Below are 20,192 nucleotides of genomic sequence, written 5' to 3'. Positions count from 1 at the left end.
GGGTCGCCGACTCCCCGGTTCCTCAGGACTCGCCGGTCATGTGCCGCGCGCCCCGCCACGCGTACCCGCCCGCGCCCGTCACGAACGCGACCACCGCCACCGTCCACGCGCCGGCCTGCGGGCCCGGCTGCGTCACCCAGGCCCACCACTGCGCCGCACCACCCGCCTCGGACGGGGCCGCGAGATAGACCACGCCCACGAAGAAGGTCGGCGGCAGCCAGCTCAGCCGGGCGCCGGCGAGCGCGGCGGAAGCGGCCGCCACCCCCACCAGCCCGAGCGTGTTCCGTACGGCGGCGGGCGCCCCGTACGCCTCCGTGTGGCCCGGCAGCGCCAGGGCGAACAGGGCGGCGGCGAGCACGGTCGGGGCGAGTACGTGGGCGAGCCGCCGCGGCCACCACGCGCGGACCGCCGTACGGTCCAGCTCGTCGCTCGGGGTGTGCAGGCTCGCGCCGACCGCGGCCGCCGCGAGCAGCGGGCCGAGGACGACGACCGGCAGCCGGGCGGTGTGGTCGAAGTCGGGCAGCGACACCAGCCACCGGGCCGCCCAGGCGGCGGCCGCCGCCGTCCCCACGAGGGCGGCGAGCGCGGCCGGCAGGGCGCGGGAGCGCAGATACAGCCTCACGGGACCGGCACCTCGTCCGGACGGCAGCTGTTCGCCGCGAGATAACGGGCCAGGTAGTCGCGCTGGGCGGCGGGGGACTTGGCGTCGAGCCGGTCGATGTACGGCCTGGCGGCGGTGGGGTCGGGGCCGTAGTCGTCCGGGGTGGGCGCGAGCCACTCGGCGACGGCGAGGTGGATGACGCTCGCCCGCTCGGCGTTCGGGCCCGTGCCGTCGCCCGGTTGGCAGCTGTCCGAGAACAGCCAGTTCACGGCCGAGTTCAGATACAGGTCGGGGCGGGTGAGCCGGCCGCGCACCGAGTCCTGCCGGGCGTCGGGCAGCCCGATGTCGCCGGGAAGGGTGTCGCCCGTGCCGCTCACCCAGCGGACCGGGGCGCCGGGGAGGCCCTTGAGGCGGGCGTTCAGCGGGGCGAGCGCCGCCGACACGTCCGGCAGGAGTCCCGCGTCGACGGCCGTCAGACACACCTGCGGGGTGCCGTCGTCGCAGACCTGCCGGGCCAGGGCCGGGTCCGGGCGCCACGGCCCCTCGTCCGCAGGCAGGCGCAGGATCAGGGCGGCTGCGGCGACCGCGACAGCCAACGGGACCAGGGCGAGCGGCCGCAGCCGGGCCGGGCGCAGCCCGTACGCGAGGAGCGCGGTGAGCGCGAGCCCCGCCGTCCACGCCATCGACACCGGCCCGAACCACCACACCGGCCGGTCCCAGAAGAACTGGTGCTCGCCCGCGGGACCGAGCCAGCGCGCCGGGCCCTCCGTATAGGCGCCGAAGCCCAGCAGCACGTATCCGACGATCCCCAGGAGGGGTGCGGCGAGCCGCCAGTGGACCACCCGGCCGACGACATGGCCGAGCGCGCCGAGGGCGGCGACGGCCACCACGTCGGCGGCGAGGAGCTCCAGGTAGGGGCGGCCACCGGAGACGTACGGCCAGGTCGCGAGGAGACAGATCGCGGAGGCGAGGAGCATGCCCGCGGCCGGCCAGAGCGCGGACGGGGCCACGGTGACCAGCAGACGGCGCAGGGGCGAGCGAGGGACGGACTCCCACAGGTCCGTCGTGCCGCGCCGCCGGTCCCGGCCTCCCTGCCAGCAGCCCGCCGCGAGCGTGAGCGGCCCGGCGAGCAGCCCGGCGGTGACGTGCAGCAGGTTCGTGGCGTCGGCCCAGCGGCCCTGCCAGCCGGGAGCCTTGCCGTACATCGTCACCAGCACGGTGAGGGCGACGGCGGCGCCGGCCCAGGGCCCGAGCCCGCGCCGCAGCTCGGTCCGCAGCGGCGAGGGCCCACGCGCGGGCGTGGCTCCGTCGGTACGGGGCGGGGTGAGGGTGGCGGTCATCGGAGAGCCTCCTTGGAGTGGCCCTCGGGCTGGGAGTCGGTGCCGGTCTCGGCCCGGGTGCCGGTCTCGGCCCGGGTCCCGGTCTCGGCCCGGGTCCCGGTCTCGGTCTCGGCCCGGGTCCCGGTCTCGGTCTCGGCCCGGGTCCCGGTCCGGGCCTCAGTCCCGGCCTCGGCCTCGGTTCCGGTCCTGGTCCCGGTCCGGGCGCCGGTCCGGACCTCAGTCCCGGCCTCGGCCTCGGTGCCGGTCCCGGTCCCGGCCCGGGTCCCGGTTCCGGTCCCGGTTCCGGTCCCGGTCCCGGTCCGGGCCCCGGGTGTCCGGTGGGCGCGCAGGGCCGCCGTGTAGCCGCGTTCGACGGCGTGGGTCGTGGAGTCGTCCGGGCCTTCGGACCTTCCGCCGAGCGCGGTGAGTTCGGCCGTCGAGCCCTGGAAGGCGAGCCGTCCCGCCTCGATGAGCGTGACCTCACCGCACGCGGCGGCCACGTCCTCCACCAGGTGCGTGGAGACCACCACCGTCGTCTCCGCGCCCAGCTCCCGCAGCAGCGCGCGGAAGTCGACCCGCTGTTCCGGGTCGAGCCCGGCGGTCGGCTCGTCGAGCAGCAGCAGCTCCGGCTCGTTCACGAGGGCCTGGGCGATCCCGGCGCGCCGGACCATCCCGCCCGACAGCGTCTTCATCTTCGCGTCGATCCGGTCGGCGAGCCCGACCCGCCGCACCGCGCGCTCCACCGCCGCCGGGACCCGGTCGGCCGGCACCTCCTTGAGCCAGGCGACGTACGCGACGAACTCGCGCACGGTGAAGGCCGGGTAGTAGCCGAACTCCTGCGGCAGATAGCCGAGCCGGCGCCGGATGCCGGTCCGGTCGCGGTGGTTCGTGGCGTCCCCGCCGAGCAGCTCCACCCGGCCGGAGGTGGGCGCGGCGACGGTCGCGAGGACCCGGATCAGGGAGGTCTTCCCGGCTCCGTTCGGGCCGAGCAGGCCGTGGACGCCGGGACCGAGGGACAGGTCGAGCCGGTCGAGGGCGACGGTACGGCGGTGACGGACGGTCAGTCCGGTCACCGCGACGGCGGTCGAGGGGTTCACCGGGGCTCCAGGTGGTCGAAGGAACGGCGTCGCAGCGCGAGGAGGGCCGCGCAGGCGAGTGCCGCCGCGGCCCACCCCCCTTGCGCGGCGGAACCGGAGAAGTACGGGGCGAGCGCGGCGGCTCCCGAACCGGGGCCCGCGCCCGCGTCCGGCCCTCCCAGGAGAGGGCCCGTGACGGCGAGCAGCCATCCGCCGCCGAGCGTCGCGGCCGCCGCCCGGCAGCCGACGAACGAGCCGAGCGCGAGGGCGGCCAGGGTCAGCGCGAGGCCGGGAAGCAGCCAGGCGGCGGCCCCCGGGGCCCCGGCCGCCCGGGGCAGCAGCGCCCCGCCCGCGGTGAGCAGCGGTACGCACACGGCGAGTACGGCGGCGGTACGGGTGAGCAGCAGCCGCAGCCCGCCCGAGGGGGTGGCGGCGGTGATCTCGTACAGCGGGTCGGCGTGCCGTCCGTAGGAGACGGCGACACCGGCGAGCGGGAGGACCGGAGAGACGGCGAGCAGCAGACCGCCCGCGCCCCGGAACCCGGCGCCGTGGGCGAGGCCGAAGGCCCCGCCGACGACGAGGAGCACGGCCACCAGCCAGGACCCGCGGAGGGCGGGCCCGACGGCCCACCAGAGCCGCGCCCACCGCCCCAGGGGGCTTCCGGCACCGGACATGGCGGCGGACATGGCGGCGGCGGGTACGGGGTCGGCGGAAGCGGGGGCGGGCCGGTGGCCGAGCGAGGTCAGGAGTTCGGCGCGGACGGCCGCGAGGGCGGGCCCCGCGGCGCCGGCACGGACGGCGGCCGAGACGCGGGCCGCGCAGACCGTGCAGGACTCGACGTGCTTCTCCAGGGACCAGGCGTCCGTCTCGGGGGCGGTGCCCTCCGCGTACCGGAGCGCCAGGGCGTCCGTGACGTGCCAGGGCGGCCGGGAGAGACGGGGTGTGGAGCCGGGTGCGGATCGAGGTGCGGATCCGGGTGTGGATGGGGGTGTGTATCGGGGTGTCGATCCGGGTGTGGATCGGCGTGTGGATCGGGGTTCCCTCATGCGGTGCCTCCCAGGGCGTGCGGTCCCCCGGGGTTCCCGGCCGCGAGGGCGGCACGCAGCTCGCGGCGGGCGCGCAGGGCGCGGGTCTTGACGGTGCCTTCGGGTATGCCGAGGAGCCGGGCGGTCTCACGGGTCGTCAGGCCGTCGACGACGGTCGCCCGCAGGACCTCCGCCAGCTCGGGCGAGATCCGGTCGAGGGCGGCGCCCACCTCCCCGTACTCCAGGCCCGCGAGCACTCGTTCCTCGGCGGAGGGCGCGGTGCCCGGCGACTCGGAGGGCACGGCGGCGGCGTGCGCGGTGGCCCGGTCGGCGCGGGCGCCGACCCGCTGGGCGTCCACCAGGCGACGGGCCGCGATCACCCAGAGCCAGCCGCCGGCCTCACCGCGGCCCCGGTGGCCGCCGGCCGAGCGCCACACGGTGACGAAGGTGTCCTGGAGGACCTCTCGTACGGTCTCGTCGTCGGGGCAGCGCCGGGCGAGCCGGGCGTGCAGCCAGCCGGCGTGCCGGTCGTAGAGGACGGCGAGTGCCTCGGTGTCCCCCCGGGCGACCGCGCGCAGCAGCGCGGAGTCGTCCTCGTCGCCCCCGGAGGGGCCTCCCCCTGTGGGGCGCGACAGTCTCACGCCCTCTCTATCGCCGGGAGGGTCTTGTACGGTTCACGCGCTCATGGACGGGTGGGCGGGCCGCCGTCGGGGAGGGCGGCGAAGACGCGCCGGAGCGCGGGCGGGCGCTCGCCGTCGCCCGCGACGACGATCCGGTGGCGGTGGGTGAGGACGTACTGGAAACCGTCGGGGACCGGGTCGCCGGTCGGACGCGTCGGCACGCGCGCGTAGGCGGGGTCTTCGAGCGCCGCCCGCAGTTCGGCGGCCTCGGCGGGCGTCATCCGGCCGGTCCGGGGCGGCTTCGTGCCGGAGCGGCTGGTCCAGGTGCCGTCGTAGTGGACGATCAGCTGGTTGCGGACCCCGGCGAGCCCGCCGCTGACGACCACCTCGACGAGCACCTCCTGGCCTCGCGGCTCCTCGGTGGGCGCGATCGTCCCGGGCGGGGTGGCGGTCCGGGGCGGAGTGGTGGGCGCGGGGGGCGTGCTCGTGGCCGGATCGGAGGACGCGGCCGGGGTGGTGGGCCCGGTCGGCGCGCTCGTGGCCGACGCCGGGCCGCCGGGCGCCGGAGATGTCTCCGGCCCGCAGCCGGTCGCGCCGACGGCACCGCCGGCGCCGAGGGTGAGGGCGGCCGCGAGGAGCAGGGCCCCACGCCGAGTCCGTACGCCGCGCCCCGCGTCCCGTGCCCCTCGCCGAGTCTTCCGTACGCCTCGCACCATGGACCGAGCATGCCCCGTCCGGGCTGCCCCGCGCAGCCGGATGCCCAGGGTTCCGGGGTCCGGCGGTCAGGTCTCCGTGGGGGGCTCCGTGCGGACGATGCCGGTGAGCGGCCCCCGGTAGCGCCAGTCGAGCGAGTCGTACAGCGCGAGGCCGTCCGTGGTCGCGGAGAGCACTCCGGTCTCCGCGCCCGCCTGGGCGGCGGCGGCCTCAAGGGTGAGCATGACGTTGGCGCCGAGGCCGCGCCGCCGGTGCGCGGGGTCGGTCTCGATCTGGTCGGCGACGGCGGTCGAGCCGGTCGGGGCTATCTGGCCGCGCGCGGCGAGGGTGCCGTCGGGGGCGAGGACCCGGACCCGGATGACACCGTCCCGGACCTCGGTGGTCCTGGCGTACCCCTCGGGCGGCGCGGGCCGGGCCCCGGGGTCGAGCGGCTTGACCATCATGAAGCCCGGGTCGTCGGGGACCGTCCACCCCTCGGTGATCCACGGCTCCACGTCCTCGGGCGCCGCCATGACCTTGAGCCAGCTGTACGGGGCGGTGAGCCGGGTGCAGAGCGCCCCGACGGAGGCCGCGTCCGGGGCGGGCAGGACGTGCCGTACGACATGCCGGGGGAGGCCCACGTCGATCCGGTACCCCCAGGGCTGGGCGACGGCGGCCGGGGTCCCCCGGGAGACCGTCCACCCCGCCACCCACGCAGATGTAATAGACGCCATATCCATGGAGGCATTACAGCGGCTGAGTCCCGCAGGCGGGAGGGGTGATCGCTCAGAGCGAACGCGCGTCCGGGAACATCCACGGGCTCACATGCATTGAGTCGACATAGCTCAACTTGACTGCCGAAGGGGAGATCATGGCTTCTGAGTCCAAGGCGTCCGTGCCGCTCACTCTGCCCGTCCTGCCGCTCGACGACGAGGTCGTGCTGCCCGGAATGGTGGTGCCGCTGGACCTCTCCGACAACGACGTACGGGCCGCCGTGGAGGCCGCCCAGGCCGCCGCGCGGCCCGGAGCGGGCAAGCCGCGGGTCCTGCTCGTGCCCCGCGTCGACGGGACCTACGCCGCGACCGGCGTCCTGGGCACCGTCGAGCAGGTCGGCCGGCTCTCCGACGGCGACCCCGGCGCACTGATCCGCGCCCTCGGCCGCGTACGCATCGGCGCCGGTACGACCGGGCCCGGCGCGGCCCTGTGGGTCGAGGGCGGCACCGTCGAGGAGACGCTGCCCGACCCGCTGCCCGGCCAGGTCACCGACCTGGTCAAGGAGTACAAGGCGCTCGCCACCAGCTGGCTCAAGAAGCGCGGCGCCTGGCAGGTCGTCGACCGCGTCCAGCAGATCGACGGCGTCGGCGCCCTCGCCGACAACGCCGGCTACTCGCCCTTCCTCACCGTCGAGCAGAAGGTCGCCCTCCTGGAGACCGCCGACCCCGTCGCCCGCCTCAAGCTCGCCACCGCCCAGCTCCGCGAGCACCTCGCCGAGCAGGACGTCGCCGAGACCATCGCCAAGGACGTCCAGGAGGGCGTCGACAAGCAGCAGCGCGAGTTCCTGCTCCGCCGCCAGCTCGAAGCCGTCCGCAAGGAACTCCGCGACCTCAACGGCGAGGCCGAGGGTGACGAGTCCGACGACTACCGCGCCCGCGTGGAGGCGGCCGACCTGCCCGAGAAGGTCCGCGAAGCCGCCCTCAAGGAGGTCGAGAAGCTGGAGCGGTCCAGCGACCAGTCCCCCGAGGGCTCCTGGATCCGCACCTGGCTGGACACCGTCCTCGAACTCCCTTGGAACGAGCGGACGGAGGACCGGTTCGACATCCGCGGCGCCCGCGCCGTCCTCGACGCCGAACACGCGGGCCTCGACGACGTGAAGGAACGGATCACCGAGTACCTGGCCGTCCGCAAGCGGCGCTCCGAGCGCGGCCTCGGCGTCGTCGGCGGCCGCCGCGGCGGAGCCGTACTCGCCCTCGTCGGCCCGCCCGGCGTCGGCAAGACCTCCCTCGGCGAGTCCGTCGCGCACGCGATGGGACGCGAGTTCGTCCGGGTCGCCCTCGGCGGCGTACGGGACGAGGCGGAGATCCGCGGCCACCGCAGGACCTACGTCGGCGCCCTCCCCGGCCGGATCGTCCGGGCCATCAAGGAAGCCGGGTCCATGAACCCGGTGGTCCTGCTCGACGAGATCGACAAGGTCGGCTCCGACTTCCGCGGCGACCCCGCGGCGGCGCTCCTCGAAGTCCTCGACCCGGCGCAGAACCACACCTTCCGCGACCACTACCTGGAGGTCGAACTCGACCTCTCCGACGTCGTCTTCCTCGCCACCGCCAACGTCCTCGAAGCCATCCCCGAAGCCCTCCTCGACCGCATGGAGCTGGTCAGGCTCGACGGCTACACCGAGGACGAGAAGGTCGTCATCGCCCGCGACCACCTGCTGCCCAGGCAGCTGGAGCGCGCCGGCCTCGAACCCGGCGAGGTCGTCCTGGAGGACGCGAGCCTGCGCAAGCTGGCCGGCGAGTACACCCGCGAGGCGGGCGTCCGCACCCTGGAGCGGGCCGTCTCCCGGCTGCTCCGCAAGGTCGCGGCCCAGGCGGAACTCGGCGACCGCGCACTGCCGTTCACGGTCACCCCGGACGACCTGCGGGACCTCATCGGACGGCCGCACCACGTGCCGGAGTCGGCCCAGGACCCGGCCGAGCGCCGCACCGCCGTGCCGGGCGTCGCCACCGGCCTCGCCGTGACCGGCGCGGGCGGTGACGTCCTCTTCGTCGAGGCGTCCCTCGCCGACCCGGAGACCGGCGCGGCGGGCCTTACCCTCACCGGCCAGCTGGGCGACGTGATGAAGGAGTCGGCTCAGATCGCGCTCTCCTTCCTCCGCTCGCACGGCGCCGAACTGGAGCTGCCCGTCACCGGCCTGAAGGACCGGGGCGTGCACATCCACTTCCCGGCGGGCGCGGTCCCCAAGGACGGCCCGAGCGCGGGCGTCACCATGACGACCGCCCTCGCCTCCCTGCTGAGCGGCCGTCAGGTCCGCACGGACGTGGCCATGACCGGCGAGGTCTCCCTCACCGGCCGGGTGCTCCCGATCGGAGGCGTGAAGCAGAAGCTCCTCGCCGCGCACCGGGCGGGCATCACGACGGTAGTGATCCCCAAGCGGAACGAGGCCGACCTGGACGACGTCCCCGCCGAGATCCTGGAGAAGCTGGAGGTCCACCCGGTGACGGACGTCCGCCAGGTCCTGGAGATCGCCCTGACGCCGGCGGCGGTGCCGGTAGGGGTCGCGGCCTGACCGGACGACTCCCCGGCGCCGGAGCGGGACGTCCTTCGCGGACGCCCCGCTCCGGCGTGCCCGGGGGGAGACGCGTACCCGGAAGTAATTGGCCACCCGGATGTCAGTCGGGGCTGGCATGCTCGTACGCATGAACGACGACGCCTTCTGGGCTCTCATCGACGAGTTGAGCCGCCGCCCCGGTGACCGGGACGAGCGGCTGGAGTGGCTGCGGGCGGAGCTGCTCCGGCGACCGGCGGCCGAGAGCGTGGTCTTCCAGGTGCGGCTCGAGGACGCGTGCGGGGCCGCCGACACGCGCGCGGTGTGGCAGGTGGCGAACCGGGTCGAGGGCGGCGCCTGCACCGACGACGGATTCCACGACTTCACGCTGTGGCTGGTGGGCCAGGGACGCAAGGTGTACGAGTCGGTCGTCGCCGATCCCGACGCACTGGCCGACCTGCCCGGGATACGGGCCCTCGCGGGGCGCCACCGGGACGAGTGGGACGACGACGAGTGGCCGGAGTGGGAGGAGCTCGACTATGTCGCCCAGGACGCGTTCGACGAACTGACCGGCCAGGAGGACGACGACGGCGAGGAGTTCCTCGACGCGGTGGAGGAGGCGGCCGAAGAGCTCGCGGACGAGCTCTCGGCGGAGTGGGAAGAGGACGACGAGCCCCGGGGGGCTCGCCCGGAGGGGGAGGCGATACCCCGGCTCACCGCCCTCTTCCCGGTCGGGACGTCCGGCTCCTAGGAGGCGGACGAGTTCCGGCGGCGGCCGAGCAGCAGGCTGCCCGCCGCGAAGACGGCGAGACCGCCCGCGCCCGCGAGGGCCAGGGGGAGCGGTGAGGACGGGGCCGCGGCGGCGTCGGCGGAGAGGGCCGGCGCCTGCTCGTCGCCGCCGTGGCCCGCGTGGCTCACGGTGGACAGCGCCGCACCCGCCGCGATCTCCGCCTCGGTCGGGGCCTCGGCCTGAGGCTTGGGCTGCGCCTGGGTCTGCGCCCCGGCCTGCGCCTTGGGCTGGGCCTGGGTCTGCGCCTGGGTCTGCGCCGCCGTCCCGCCGAAGGTGACGTCCGAGCAGCTGTAGAAGGCCTCGGGGCTGTCGCTGCGCTGCCACACCTTGTAGACGATGTGGCGGCCGGTACGGGCGGGCAGGTTGCCGGTGAAGGTGTAGTAGCCGTCGGTGGCGGTGCGGGTGGTGTTGTACACGGCGACGGGGGTCTGGTCCAGGTCCGACCACTTCAGGGGCTGCGTGGGGTCGAAGCCCGGCTTGGTGACGTAGACGGTCATGGTGCCGGAGTGGGCGGCCGTGGCCCGGACCTTGAAGTCGAAGGAGCCCGCGGCGACCGCAGTCGCCGGCCAGTCGGTGCGCGCCCAGTCCAGGGCCCGGTACTTCTCACGGTTCGCGGAGCAGAGCTTGCCGTCGGGGATGAGGGTCTGGTGCTGCCCGGCGGCGTTCGCGATGTTGACCTCGTTCCAGTCGTAGAGCGGCTGGGTGCCGGAGTCGGCGACGAGGTCCTTGCACACCTGCGACCTGGGCGTCTCGGGGCCTTCGGCGTAACAGGCGGCCACCCGGCTGACGGGGTTGAAGACGGCCCCGTGGGCGCTCGCGGTGGTCGGGGTGAGGCTGACGAGTGCGGCTGCGGCGGACAGGGCGGCGACGCCGGCGGCGGTGCGGCGGGAGGACGGCATGCGGGGGCTCTCTCTCGTGCGTGGGGAGGACGGGACGAGCAACGCGCGCTGGACGCACGGAAGTTGAATCCCGTGCGATCCGCCGTAGAGCCTCGCATTGGTCCATACCAATGGGCAAGAGGGCGTACGGAAAAAGCGGCGGCGGCCCCCGGGGTGCCGCACCGCACACCCGGGGACCGCCGCGCTGGGACGGGGATCAGCCGTTCGCGAGCGCCTGCACGCGCGAGAGATCGCCGTTGAAGTGGTTGTGGTCGCCGACCGTCGGGCCGGACGAGGTGTACTGCCACATCGTGTAGTACAGCCAGCCGGCGGGGAGTTCGCCCACCGTGGAGGCGTAGCGCGCGACCCACAGCGGGTTGGTCGACCCGAAGCCCGAGTAGTTGCCGGTGCACTGGGTCCACCAGCTCGTCGCCGTGTAGATCACGGCGTCCCGGCCGGTCCGGTACTTGTAGCGGTTCACGAAGTCACGGATCCAGGCCACCATCCCGGCCTGGGTCTTGCCGTAGCAGGTCGCCCCGTACGGGTTCCACTCGATGTCGAGCACGCCCGGCAGCGTCCTGCCGTCCTTCGACCAGCCGCCGCCGTTGTTGACGAAGTAGTCGGCCTGGGCCGCGCCGGTCGTCGTGTCCGGGGTGGCGAAGTGGTACGTGCCGCGGATCATGCCGACGTTGTACGAGCCGGTGTACTGCTGGTTGAAGTAGGTGTTCTTGTAGTAGGTGCCCTCCGTCGCCTTGACGTAGGCCCACTTGACGCCGCTGTTCCACAGGGTGGACCAGGCGACGTTCCCCTGGTGGCTGGAGACGTCCACGCCCTCCGTCTGGGTGGCCTGGACCGAGATGCCGCCGGGCGCGCCCTCACGCCCGTCGTGCTTGAGCACGCCCATGCCCATGCTGGCGGAGCCCCGCGCGGGCACCTGGCGGACGCCCGGGTCCTGGGCGGCGCCGGCGGGCCCGGCGAGGGGGAGGAGGAGGGCCAGCGCCGCGAGGGCGGCGCCGGCGAGGGTCGTTCCGGGTCTGTGCACACGCATTCCGTGCCTCCGAAAGGATCGGTGGGGGAGCGAGGTCGGCGGCCCCTGGTGTGAACATGTCAGGGTCGGCTGCCGGGGACGACGCTACGCACGTAGACCCGGCACGCGGAAGGGGGTCCGGGCACCGCCGTTGGTCTACGCCTGCGAAACTCTGGAGAAGCTGCGGCGATGGCCTCGGCCGGAGGAAACTTTCAGCGGCCGGAAAGCTGCCGGAGGGTCACCGGAGAACGCGTGGGAGGTGCTGACGTGCACGGAAGCGGTACGGGAAGTGAAGGCCGGGTCCCGCCGCCCGCGGCAGGCGTCGGCGACACGACGCCCGCCATCGATGACCGCGGCACCCGGCCCGCGGCCGGATCCGATGACCACGGCACCCCGCCCGCGGCCGGACCCGAGTCAGACCCCCAGCCCGACGCCGCAGCCGACCCAGGCACCCCGCCCGACGCCGCAGCCGAGCACGGCGCCCCGCCCGCCGGTGGCGTCGACCGGGTCTTCCTCGCGCTCGAACGCGAGCTGGCCGTCTTCCTGCGCCGGGCCCGCGCCCAGTCCGGTGAGATGGCCCGTGAGGTCCACCCCGAGCTGGAGCCCGCCGCCTACGGGCTGTTCGTACGGCTCGACGACGCCGGGCCGCAGCGGGCCACCGAGCTCGCCGGGTACTTCGGGGTCGGCAAGGCGACGATGAGCCGGCAGCTCCGGGCCCTTGAGGACCTCGGGCTCGTCGCCCGCGACCCCGACCCCGCCGACGGCCGCGCCTCCCTGGTCCGGCTCACCGAGGAGGGCCGGAACCGCTTCCGGCACGTACGGGACGCCCGGCGCGGGCGGTACGTCCGCAAGCTCGCCGACTGGGACCGCGCCGAGGTCGCCGAACTCGCCCGCCTCCTGAACCACTTCAACGTCCGGTTCGAGGGCTGACGCTCAGAGGTTGGGCAGTTCCACGTAGGCAGCCGTCGCGTCGTCGTGGAGTTTCCCGCGAGGCACCCCGCCCGTCCGTTCGGCCGCCGTCTCCAGGGCCCGCACCCGGTGCAGCAGGCCGACCGGGCCCTCCTTGCGCAGGACGCCGAGGCACTCCGTCCAGGTGCCCTCGGCGAACAGGTCCACCCAGCGGCTCGCCCCGTCCGTGAGCGCGGCCAGGGACCGTACCTCCGCGCGCGGGGTCGTCCCGGTCACCGCCCGTTCCGCGACCGCCGGATCGGCCGCCGCCGTGAAGAAGCCGCCCTCCTGGTTCCGGAGCCGGTCCGTGGCGGCCCGGGACCGCAGGATCTCGTCCGGCACCCGGTCGAGCCGGTCGTCGAGCACCGCCCGTACCGTCCCGTCCGGTGATTCCAGGAGAAGGGTGGAGTCGGAGAGGACGAGGTGTTCGACCGAGGTCGCGCCCCAGCGGGCGAGCACCACCGTCGCCTGGGGCGTACGTACGTGAGAAAGGTCACAGGTGTCGCGGTGGGCGTCCGCGGTGCGCCGGATTGCCCGCGCCAGGATCCCGGACAGGGGCATGTCCGGGCGGGAAGCGGACAGTTCGGTCAAAGCTCCGCCCAGTCGCGCGGTGAACCACGGCACGGTGTGCACACAACCGACATCACCGACGGGGGGTGTGACGCCGTCGAGGAGGACCACGGTTCCGCCGCTGCCCGAGGCGGGCAGGACGGCGGCCACCCAGTCCTCGTTGGGGCGTTCGGGGGTGCCGGGGAGGGAGGCGACATCGCTGCGCATGACGACCAGTGTGCCCGGCCCGGCGAACCGTCCGGCGTACTCCTTCACCGGACCTGCAAATGACCGGAAAAGGCCTGTACCAACCTGACGGAAGCGGCCCGAGAGGCGGAACGGCCCCCTCCGAGGAGCTGCGGGCGGGCATCCTGCCAAAGCCCGCGCGGAAGATCCAACCGGGGGCCCGTCAGGGGCCTCTGGCCCCGCCCGGAGAAGTTGTTCGCCAACTCAGGAGTGTTGTTCACTCGTTCGGGTGGCGGAGCGGCCGATGCGCGCCCCCTTCCCAGAAGCGCTGGAATGGTCGGAAGCCGTACCAGGGGTGGGGGCGCTCCATGTGACCGGCCGTCACCTCTGCTTTGTGGGCGGACGAGTCAAGAATGCGAGCACCGGTGCAGATGAAGCGGCCTCGGAGCAAGAACGGCGCGCGGAGCCAGACCCCCGGTGTGACTCCGACCCCGGACGACGGCGCCGCGACGGCGCCCGCCGGGGGCACCACCGCGCCCGGAGCGACGACCGGCGCCCCCACGGGCAGCACCGGCACCCCCGCCGGCAGCGCCCCCACCGGCCGTCCCAAGCGCGTCCGTAACCGCCTGGTCGCCGGCGTCGCCCTCGTCGGCATCACGGTCCTCGCCGCCGGAGCCCCCGCGGTCCTCGCCGCCTCCACCACGCTCACCGACTCCCAGAGCCTGGTCACCCTCGCCGAACTCGACCGGCAGGCCGTCACCCTGGCCCACTCGCTCGCCGACGAGCGCGACGAGGTCGTCGCGTTCATCGCCGCGGGCCGCGACGTCCAGAGCGGCGACGCCAAGGACAAGCGCCAGATCACCAGCACCCGGTCCACCCGCGTCGACCGGCAGATCGACGAGATCCGCCCCGCCGCCTCCGCCGAGCTCCGCCGCGACCTCGCGGGCGTCCCCTCCGTCCGCCGCGCCGCCCTCACCGGCAAGGGCACGGCCCTGGAGGCCCACCGGGCGTACTCGGAGGTCATCACCAAGCTCCAGGCCCTCGCCGACGAGCTGGCCGACCAGACCCCGGCCCGCGCCGCCGACACCGCGCTCACCGAGACGACCCGCGCCCCCGCCGCCCTCGGCCGCGCCGTCGAACAGGCCTCCGCCACCCGCGGCCTGCTGCTCGCCGCGCTCTCCGTACCGCGGCCCGAGCCCACCGGGGACGTCGTCTACGACCCCGAGACCGACACCTACGTCCCCGAGGTGCCCGAGGGCACCGCAGAGGCCGACCGCACCCGCGACATCCTCACCGCCGCCGCCCAGCAGGCCCGGGTCCGCGAACTCGCCGCCCTCGGCGACTTCGACCAGGCCGCGGGCTCCGCCGCCCGCGACTCCCTCGCCGCCACCGTCGCGGGACCCGACGTCAAGAGCGCGGAGCGTTCCCTCGCCTCCCTCACCGACCAGCCCCGTCTGACGGAGGCCGAGCGCGAGACCGACCGGGCCGGCCTCGAAGCCGCCCTCTCCGCCCGTATCGAGCAGATGCGGGGCGTCGAGTCCGCCCTCGCCGCCGAGCGGGTCGAACAGCTCGGCGCGCTCCGCGACGACGACGTCACCGCCCTCGAAGTGCGCATCGCCTTCCTCGGCGGCTGCCTGCTCCTCGCGATCGGCATCTCCACCTACGTCGCCCGCACCCTCACCCGGCCGCTCGCCGTGCTCCGTCTCGGCGCCGCCCGGCTCGCCGGCGCCCCCGCGCCGCACGCCGAGGAGCCGGTCCGCTTCACCGGCCGCAACGACGAGTTCGCCCAGGTCGTCCGCTCCCTCAACACCCTGCACGGCAAGCTCTCCGGCCTCGCCGCGCACACCGAGCGGCTCACCGAGGGACAGGCCGACCTCGCCGCCGCCAAGGACGCACTCGGCGCCGAACTCGCCACCCAGCGCGCGGAACTCCAGGGCCGGGTCGCGCTCCTCACCGCCGACCTCGAACGGCTCAGGAGCACCGTCCACCACACCTTCGTCAACCTCTCGCTGCGCAGCCTCGGGCTGGTCGAGCGGCAGCTCGGCGTCATCGAGAAGCTGGAGGAGCGCGAGCAGGACCCGGACCGCCTCGCGACCCTCTTCAAGCTCGACCACATGGCGACCGTCATGCGCCGCCACAGCGAGAACCTCCTCGTCCTCGCCGGACACGAGCACGTCCACGGCCACGCCGGGCCCGTCCCGCTCGTCGACGTGCTGCGCGCCGCCGTCAGCGAGATCGAGCGGTACGAGCGGGTCACCATCCAGGCCCTGCCGCCGCACGCCCAGATCGCCGGCTTCGCGGCGGACGACCTGAGCCACCTGATCGCGGAACTCCTGGAGAACGCGACCTCCTTCTCGCCGCCCGACGCCGAGGTCCAGCTCTCCGGCTGGCTCCTGGAGTCCGGCGAGGTGATGCTCTCCGTGCAGGACGCGGGCATCGGCATGACCGCGTCCCGCCTCGCCGAGCTGAACGCGCGCCTGGCCGACGCCGACCCGGCCGCCTTCGAGGGCGAGGGCCTCGGCATGCGGGTCATCGCCCTGCTCGCCGCCCGCCACGGCGTCCGCGTCGAGCTGCGGGAGCAGAAGCCGGGCGGCACGGCGGCGGTCGTGGTCCTGCCTGAGCCCCTGCTGCCCACCGCGCCTCCGGCCACCGTGACGGAGCCCGTACGGGTGGCGGGCGCGGCGCCCGCGCTCCAGCTGCCCGGTTCGGCCGCGGAGGCCAACTCCAACACGCTGCCGTCCCGGAACCGGGACCCGCTCGTGGAGGCGGCGGAGCGGGCGTTCCTGGCGGCGGAGGTGAACGCGGCGAAGGAGCAGCGGGAGCCGGAGCCGGCACCGGAAGCTCCGTACGAGCCCGGGAGCGCACCCGAGGAGCTCCCGTACGACGAGCCCGGGACCGCACCCGAAGAGCCCACCCGCCTCGGTGAGTCCGTCTCCGAGACCACGCTCCAGGTCCGGCTGCCCGACCCGCCGCCGGAGCCGGACACCCACGAGCGCGCCGCCGACCCCGCCCCGCACGCCGAGCCCGTCCACGCGGAGCCCGTCCACGCGGAGCCCCAGGCCCCTGCCGACCCCGCCCCGCACGCCGAGCCGGTCACCGACGAGCCGGTCACCGACCAGCCGGTTCCCGGCCCGCGCTCCGCCCAGTGGGAGCGGGTCACGGACAAGGGCCTGCCCAAGCGCACCCCCCAGGTGGTCCGCCCGGCCGGCCCCGCCACCGCGCCCCGCCAGGGCGGCGTGGACGCGGAGGCCCTGCGCCGCCGGCTCGGCGGCTTCCACAAGGGCGCCGAGGCCGGGCGCCGTGACGTCGAGGCGGAACTGGACCCGGCGCGGATAGAAGACGTAAAGCCTGCACGTACAGAGGAGATGACGGGGGACACAGTCGAGGAGGCACGCAGTTGACTGCGACGGGAACGTTCGGACTGAGCACGGAAGCCCGCAACCTGCAATGGCTGCTGGGGAACCTGGTGGAGGAGGTACCCGGGGTCCGCTCGGTCGCCGTCGTGTCCTCCGACGGCCTGATGCTGCTCTCGTCCGACCCGGCCATCCAACAGAGCACGACGGCCGCCGCCGACGCCGGCCGTCCCGACGGACCGCGCGGCTCCAGCGCCGACCTGGCCACCATCGTCTCCGGCATCGGCAGCCTGACCATCGGCGCGGCCCGGCTGATGGACGGCGGCGGGGTCAAGCAGACCATGGTGGCGATGGAGGAGGGCAGCGTCTTCGTCATGTCGATCAGCGACGGCTCGCTGCTCGGCGTGCACGCCACGCCCGACTGCGACATGAGCGTCGTCGCGTACCACATGGCGCTCTTCGTGGGCCGCGCCGGTCACGTACTCACCCCCGAAGTCCGCAGTGAGCTGCGCAAATCGATGGAGAGCACCCAGTGACGTCAGCATCCCCGGCGTACCACGCCCATCGCCTGCCGGTACGCGGAGACGGGCGGCGCCCCGCGCGCGTACGCCCGTACTCGCTGACCGGCGGTCGTACCCGCTTCGGCCATGTCCTGCTCGTCGAGACCTTCGTGGCGGCGCTCGAAGCGCCCGCCGTGCGCAAGGTCCTGACGGACGGCGGGCCCGGCGCCCGCGGTCTGATGCCGGAGATGCGGGCCATCGTCGAGATCTGCCGCCGCATGCGGACCGTCGCGGAGATCTCGGCGCTTCTGAAGATGCCGCTGGGAGTCGTCAGGGTGCTGCTCAGCGACCTGGCCGACCAGGGAAAGATCCGTGTGTACGGGACCGGTCACGGCACCGGGCAGCCCGACCGCGCGCTCCTCGAAAGGGTGCTGAGTGGACTCCGTCGTCTCTGACGCCTCCGCCGTCTCCGAAACACCGGCGGCGGCCGCGACCATCCCCGCGCAGCCCCAGGTCGACCTGTTCGAACGGGATACCGCCGGCCCCACGGCCGAGGACGGCGCGCAGGACTGGCAGCTCGACCACACCCGGGCCCCGATCGCGACGAAGATAGTCGTCGCGGGCGGCTTCGGCGTCGGCAAGACCACCTTCGTCCGCGCGGTCTCGGAGATCACCCCGCTCCAGACCGAGGCGCTGATGACCCGGGCGAGCGAGGACACCGACGACCTCACCGCCACCCCGGACAAGCTCACCACCACGGTGGCGATGGACTTCGGCCGGATCACGCTCGACAACGACCTGGTGCTGTACGTCTTCGGTACGCCGGGACAGCAGCGCTTCTGGTTCATGTGGGACGACCTGGTGCGCGGGGCGATCGGCGCGATCGTGCTCGCCGACACCCGCCGGCTCACGGACTGCTTCCCGGCCCTCGACTACTTCGAGAGCTGTGGACTTCCGTACATCGTGGCCGTCAACCACTTCGAGGGCACCGAGCTGTTCGAGGCGGAGGACGTCAGGGAGGCCCTGACCGTGCCCCCGCACGTACCCGTGGTGATCATGGACGCGCGCAAGCGGTACAGCGTCGTCGAGAGCCTGCTCGCGACGGTCGCGCACGCGCTCGAAGCCACCCCCGAATAGCTCTCCCCGTCACGACCCGTCACGCCAGGAGCACCACCCATGCGGAAGATACTCATAGTCGGCGCCGGCCAGTCCGGCCTGCAGCTCGCCCTCGGACTCCAGTCCGGGGGGTACGAGGTCACCCTCATGTCGAACCGGACCGCGGACGAGATCCGGTCCGGCCGGGTCATGTCCACCCAGTGCATGTTCGACACCGCGCTCCAGCACGAGCGGGACCTCGGCCTCGACTTCTGGGAGTCCCAGGCCCCCCGTATCGAGGGCCTCGGCGTCTCCGTCGCGGGCCCCGACTCCAGCCGGGTGATCGACTGGGTCGGCCGGCTCGACGGGTTCGCCCAGTCCGTCGACCAGCGGGTCAAGATGGCCGGCTGGATGGAGACCTTCGCCCAGCGCGGCGGCCAGCTGGTGATACACGGCGCGGCCGTCGGCGACCTCGACTACTTCTCCCGCAGCTACGACCTGGTGATGGTCGCGGCGGGCAAGGGCGAGCTGGTCTCGATGTTCGGCCGGGACGCGTCCCGCTCGCCGTACAGCGAGCCGCAGCGCGCGCTGGCCGTCGCGTACGTCCACGGCCTCGGCCCCCGCCCCGAGCACCCGGACTTCGACGCGGTCCGCTGCAACGTCGTCCCGGGCGTCGGCGAGCTCTTCGTCATGCCGACCCTGACGACGGGCGGCCGCGCCGACATCCTCTTCTGGGAGGGCGTCCCCGGCGGCCCGCTCGACGCCTTCCAGGGCGTCAAGGACCCGGCGGAACACCTCTCCCTGACGCTGGAGCTGATGGAGAAGTTCACGCCCTGGGAGTACGCGCGCGCCACCAAGGTCGAGCTGACCGACGCGGGCGGCACCCTCGCCGGCCGGTACGCCCCGACGGTCCGCAACCCGATCGGCCGTCTCCCCTCCGGCGGTCTGGTCCTCGGTGTCGCCGACGTCGTCGTCGCCAACGACCCGATCACCGGCCAGGGCTCCAACTCGGCGTCCAAGTGCGCCGCCGCGTACCTCGCCGCCATCGTCGAGCGCGGCGAGCAGCCCTTCGACGAGGAGTGGATGCAGGGCGCCTTCGACCGCTACTGGCAGACCGCCCAGCACGTCACCAAGTGGACGAACGCGATGCTGGCCCCGCCGCCGGAGCACGTCCTGAACCTGCTCGGCGCGGCCGGCCAGCTCCAGCCGGCCGCCGACCGCTTCGCGAACGGCTTCAACGACCCGGCCGACTTCGAGAACTTCTTCTACGAGCCGGAGAAGACGAACGCCTACCTGGCGTCGATCTCCGGGAACTGACCGGCAGGCGAGCTTCGTGCCGCGTCCCGGGGACGCGGAGAGGGCGGCGTACCCGACATCTGTCGGGGTACGCCGCCCTCGTGCGTGGGGCGGGGGTTCCGGCTACTTCGGGTCGCGGTTGTAGACGGCCTTGGACCAGAAGTAGCCGAGGGCGGTGAGGGCGAGGCACCAGCCGAGGGCGAGCCAGCCGTTGTGGCCGATCTCGGTGCCGAGGAGGAGGCCGCGGAGGGTCTCGATGGCGGGGGTGAAGGGCTGGTACTCGGCGATGGGCTGGAACCAGCCCGGCATCGCGTCGATCGGGACGAAGGTGCTGGAGATCAGCGGGAGGAAGATCAGCGGCATCGCGTTGTTGCTGGCGGCCTCGGCGTTGGGGCTGACCATGCCCATGCCGACAGCTATCCAGGTGAGGGCGAGGGCGAAGAGGGTGAGGAGCCCGAGGGCGGCGAGCCATTCGAGGGCGGTGGCGTCGGTGGAGCGGAAGCCGATGGCGGCGCCGACGGCGCCGACGAGGACCACGCTGATCACGGACTGGAGCACGCTGCCGATGACATGGCCGGTGATGACGGATCCGCGGTGGATGGCCATGGTGCGGAAGCGGGCGATGATGCCCTCGGTCATGTCGTTGGAGACGGAGACGGCGGTGCCGATGGTGGTGGAGCCGATGGTCATCAGGAGCAGGCCGGGCACGAGGTAGGCGATGTAGGCGGAGCGGTCCGCGCCGCCCATGCCGGTGCTCATGACGTCTCCGAAGATGTAGACGAAGAGCAGCAGCAGCATGATCGGGGTGAGCAGCAGGTTGAGGGTGAGGGAGGGGTAGCGGCGGGCGTGGAGGAGGTTGCGCCGCAGCATCGTGGTCGAGTCGCGGACGGCGAGGGTGATCGAGCTCATCGGACGGTCTCCTTGGACGGGCCCTGCTGGGTGGGGACGGTGGTGGTGGCGGTGAGGGCGAAGAA

At 74.1% G+C, this 20,192-nt stretch carries 18 protein-coding genes and 1 pseudogene; 8 read left to right on the top strand and 11 right to left on the bottom strand.

Annotated features, from left to right (window positions below; genetic code table 11):
- Positions 1-22 precede the first annotated feature (22 nt).
- The 7 genes and pseudogenes from ACIRB7_RS32740 to ACIRB7_RS32710 form a co-directional block, all read right to left on the bottom strand.
- Positions 23-622, bottom strand: a complete 600-nt coding sequence (locus ACIRB7_RS32740) for a hypothetical protein (RefSeq protein ID WP_403606201.1) — start codon at positions 620-622, stop codon at positions 23-25.
- Positions 619-1,941 carry a hypothetical protein gene (locus tag ACIRB7_RS32735; protein WP_403606198.1) on the bottom strand — a complete coding sequence of 441 codons (1,323 nt, stop codon included), beginning with the start codon at positions 1,939-1,941 and terminating at the stop codon, positions 619-621. The genes ACIRB7_RS32740 and ACIRB7_RS32735 overlap by 4 nt, the downstream gene beginning before the upstream one ends.
- Before the next feature lie 299 nt (positions 1,942-2,240).
- Positions 2,241-2,993, bottom strand: a pseudogene (locus ACIRB7_RS32730) (ABC transporter ATP-binding protein); the annotation flags it as partial.
- A 20-nt stretch (positions 2,994-3,013) separates the two neighbouring features.
- Positions 3,014-4,042 carry a zf-HC2 domain-containing protein gene (locus ACIRB7_RS32725; RefSeq protein ID WP_403606195.1) on the bottom strand — a complete coding sequence of 343 codons (1,029 nt, stop codon included), beginning with the start codon at positions 4,040-4,042 and terminating at the stop codon, positions 3,014-3,016.
- On the bottom strand, positions 4,039-4,662 hold the full coding sequence (locus ACIRB7_RS32720) for an RNA polymerase sigma factor (protein ID WP_403606192.1): 624 nt from the start codon (positions 4,660-4,662) through the stop codon (positions 4,039-4,041). The genes ACIRB7_RS32725 and ACIRB7_RS32720 overlap by 4 nt, the downstream gene beginning before the upstream one ends.
- Positions 4,663-4,703: 41 nt before the next feature.
- Positions 4,704-5,357 carry a hypothetical protein gene (locus ACIRB7_RS32715; protein ID WP_403606189.1) on the bottom strand — a complete coding sequence of 218 codons (654 nt, stop codon included), beginning with the start codon at positions 5,355-5,357 and terminating at the stop codon, positions 4,704-4,706.
- A gap of 66 nt (positions 5,358-5,423) precedes the next feature.
- On the bottom strand, positions 5,424-6,074 hold the full coding sequence (locus ACIRB7_RS32710) for a GNAT family N-acetyltransferase (RefSeq protein WP_403606186.1): 651 nt from the start codon (positions 6,072-6,074) through the stop codon (positions 5,424-5,426).
- A gap of 131 nt (positions 6,075-6,205) precedes the next feature.
- Here ACIRB7_RS32710 and lon point away from each other — a divergent pair, with 131 nt between their 5' ends.
- Complete coding sequence (gene lon, locus ACIRB7_RS32705) at positions 6,206-8,617, top strand: endopeptidase La (protein WP_403606183.1); 2,412 nt, start codon at positions 6,206-6,208, stop codon at positions 8,615-8,617.
- Between the two features lie 130 nt (positions 8,618-8,747).
- Complete coding sequence (locus tag ACIRB7_RS32700; RefSeq protein WP_403606180.1) at positions 8,748-9,347, top strand: DUF4240 domain-containing protein; 600 nt, start codon at positions 8,748-8,750, stop codon at positions 9,345-9,347.
- On the opposite strand, the gene ACIRB7_RS32695 is transcribed toward ACIRB7_RS32700, so the two are convergent.
- Positions 9,344-10,285, bottom strand: coding sequence for a lytic polysaccharide monooxygenase (locus ACIRB7_RS32695; RefSeq protein WP_403606177.1), 942 nt, complete (start codon positions 10,283-10,285; stop codon positions 9,344-9,346). The two genes, ACIRB7_RS32700 and ACIRB7_RS32695, sit on opposite strands and share 4 nt — an antisense overlap.
- Before the next feature lie 196 nt (positions 10,286-10,481).
- Complete coding sequence (locus ACIRB7_RS32690; RefSeq protein ID WP_403606174.1) at positions 10,482-11,312, bottom strand: lysozyme; 831 nt, start codon at positions 11,310-11,312, stop codon at positions 10,482-10,484.
- 510 nt (positions 11,313-11,822) lie between these two features.
- Here ACIRB7_RS32690 and ACIRB7_RS32685 point away from each other — a divergent pair.
- Entirely contained in the window at positions 11,823-12,221 is a 399-nt protein-coding gene (locus ACIRB7_RS32685; RefSeq protein ID WP_403606355.1) for a MarR family winged helix-turn-helix transcriptional regulator, read from the top strand.
- A 3-nt stretch (positions 12,222-12,224) separates the two neighbouring features.
- Here ACIRB7_RS32685 and ACIRB7_RS32680 read toward each other — a convergent pair whose 3' ends face one another.
- On the bottom strand, positions 12,225-13,016 hold the full coding sequence (locus tag ACIRB7_RS32680) for a hypothetical protein (RefSeq protein WP_403606171.1): 792 nt from the start codon (positions 13,014-13,016) through the stop codon (positions 12,225-12,227).
- A gap of 371 nt (positions 13,017-13,387) precedes the next feature.
- Here ACIRB7_RS32680 and ACIRB7_RS32675 point away from each other — a divergent pair, with 371 nt between their 5' ends.
- The 5 genes from ACIRB7_RS32675 to ACIRB7_RS32655 all read left to right on the top strand — a co-directional run bounded on the left by ACIRB7_RS32675 (position 13,388) and on the right by ACIRB7_RS32655 (position 19,239).
- Positions 13,388-16,375, top strand: a complete 2,988-nt coding sequence (locus ACIRB7_RS32675) for a nitrate- and nitrite sensing domain-containing protein (RefSeq protein WP_403606169.1) — start codon at positions 13,388-13,390, stop codon at positions 16,373-16,375.
- Positions 16,372-16,863: a roadblock/LC7 domain-containing protein gene (locus ACIRB7_RS32670; protein ID WP_403606166.1), complete on the top strand. Its 492-nt coding sequence runs from the start codon at positions 16,372-16,374 to the stop codon at positions 16,861-16,863. The genes ACIRB7_RS32675 and ACIRB7_RS32670 overlap by 4 nt, the downstream gene beginning before the upstream one ends.
- Complete coding sequence (locus ACIRB7_RS32665) at positions 16,860-17,282, top strand: DUF742 domain-containing protein (protein WP_403606164.1); 423 nt, start codon at positions 16,860-16,862, stop codon at positions 17,280-17,282. Before ACIRB7_RS32670 ends, ACIRB7_RS32665 begins: the two co-directional genes overlap by 4 nt.
- A 64-nt stretch (positions 17,283-17,346) precedes the next feature.
- Positions 17,347-17,964 carry a GTP-binding protein gene (locus ACIRB7_RS32660; RefSeq protein WP_403606352.1) on the top strand — a complete coding sequence of 206 codons (618 nt, stop codon included), beginning with the start codon at positions 17,347-17,349 and terminating at the stop codon, positions 17,962-17,964.
- Positions 17,965-18,003: 39 nt separating this feature from the next.
- Positions 18,004-19,239 (top strand): styrene monooxygenase/indole monooxygenase family protein, encoded by a 1,236-nt coding sequence (locus ACIRB7_RS32655; RefSeq protein WP_403606161.1) that lies wholly within the window; start codon positions 18,004-18,006, stop codon positions 19,237-19,239.
- A 102-nt stretch (positions 19,240-19,341) separates the two neighbouring features.
- Here ACIRB7_RS32655 and ACIRB7_RS32650 read toward each other — a convergent pair whose 3' ends face one another.
- Positions 19,342-20,127 (bottom strand): ABC transporter permease, encoded by a 786-nt coding sequence (locus tag ACIRB7_RS32650; RefSeq protein ID WP_403606158.1) that lies wholly within the window; start codon positions 20,125-20,127, stop codon positions 19,342-19,344.
- Between the last annotated feature and the right edge of the window lie 65 nt (positions 20,128-20,192).

The organism is Streptomyces sp. NPDC093795, assembly GCF_044764665.1.
GTDB lineage: Bacteria > Actinomycetota > Actinomycetes > Streptomycetales > Streptomycetaceae > Streptomyces.
Note: the sequence above shows the minus strand (reverse complement) of the source record. Positions and strands in the feature narration are given on the sequence as shown.